The sequence below is a fragment of the Pseudomonas sp. NPDC090233 genome (assembly GCF_044772285.1).
Classification (GTDB): domain Bacteria; phylum Pseudomonadota; class Gammaproteobacteria; order Pseudomonadales; family Pseudomonadaceae; genus Aquipseudomonas.
The window spans coordinates 1-1,492 of record NZ_JBIVYQ010000025.1 but is presented as its reverse complement, the minus strand read 5'-3'; the positions used below and the strand labels follow the sequence as shown (position 1 = coordinate 1,492).

The 1,492-nt window shown below is 65.8% G+C and carries 1 protein-coding gene; it reads right to left on the bottom strand.

The features are described from left to right. Positions 1 to 1,492, bottom strand: a 1,492-nt coding sequence (locus tag ACIQUF_RS25570; protein ID WP_403136520.1) for a type VI secretion system Vgr family protein, incomplete at both ends; no start/stop codon positions are given.

The window sequence follows — 1,492 nt, the reverse complement described above, 5'->3', positions numbered from 1 at the left end:
CCGTGGCTGCTGTGGATCTGCGTGCGTACCTGGCCGGTGGAGTCGTCCATCACCCACTGGTTGAAGCCGCCGCCGCCGACTTCCTTGCTCTTGTAACCGGACATCAGGCCGCTGGAGTGCCAGGCCGGTTTGTGGCCGCCGTACACCTGGCCCATGACCAGCGGGCGGTCGATGTCGTTGTCGAGGAAGGTGACCACCACTTCTTCGCCGGCACGCGGCACGTGCACGCTGCCCCAGTCGGGGCCGCTGCTCGGTTGCAGCATGCGCAGCCAGCAGGAACTCAGATCGCCGTCCTGGCTCAGGCGATCCCAGTGGAAGCGCACGCAGACGCGGTTGAGGCTGTCGGTGAACACTTCATGGCCGCTCGGGGTGACCACCACAGCGGTCTGGGGACCTGGGCAAGTGGGCTTGGCGTGCTCGAACGGGCTGCGGTAGGGCGCGCTGTGCAACTGGCCTTCAAAGGTGCTGAGGAAAAAGCCGTAGGACGCTTCGCTCAGGGCTGAGCCGAGCAGGGAATCCGGCGGTGCCGGGCGTACCGATTTGAACAGCGGCGCAAGGCTGCCGGCTGGATCGCGGCGTTGCTGGGCCATCGGCAGGTTGCTTGCGGCAAAGAACTGCACCTCGATCAGCAGGAACTGCCGGGCTTCGGCGGTCTTGCGCTCGTACAGGGGGTGCTGGGTCAGTTCGAACCAGCGGCCGGCCTGCAACTGGCGCACACCGCCCTGGCCGTGCACGCGGCGGGCCTGAGATTCGCGTTGTTCGATCTGCACGCGGCTGAGCCAGTCGCCGCGCTCCTGTTTCTGCCAGTTGTACTGGCCCTGGTATTCGTAACGTTCCAGCGCGGCCGGCGCGGAGGCGGCCTGCAAGGCCGGCATCACGCTTTCACGGGGCTGGCTGTGGGCCAGGTAATCGACGCTGCGCCAATTGAGCTTGCCGCTGAGCAACTGCGAGCCGGTGCGCCACTGGGTGATGCCGTCCTGTTTCTCGGTGACGCTCTGGGTGTGGAACGGCACGCTTTGCGGGGCGAGGGCGGGCAGGGTGTCGACGCTGTCGGTGAAGACGATGCAGTGGCTGTCGGCTGTGTGCTCGACGTACCAGAAAAGGCCTTCGAGCTCGCACCAGCGCTGCACGAAGTTGGCGTCGGTCTCGTTGAACTGAGTGACGTAGGACAGCGGCGCGTATTCGCGGCGCAGGTCGAGGCGGTAGTTGCCTTTGGCTTGCTCGTACAGGGCGAACACGGACTCGAAAATTGCTGGCAGGTTCTTGTCCTGCCAGATGCGACAGTCGCTGCGGTATTCGAGCAGGCTGAACCACGGCGCGAACACCAGCTGCCAATCATGCAGTCCGCCGTCGCTGCCGAGGTAACGTACGCTCTCGACCAGGCCGTGTCGTGGCGCCTGGCTGCCGTCGTCGCAGAGCAGGGCGAGGCTGACGGGCTGGCCGATGAGTTTCTCCGGGTCGTACTCGGTGTCCTGCACCAGCACGTCGAGGG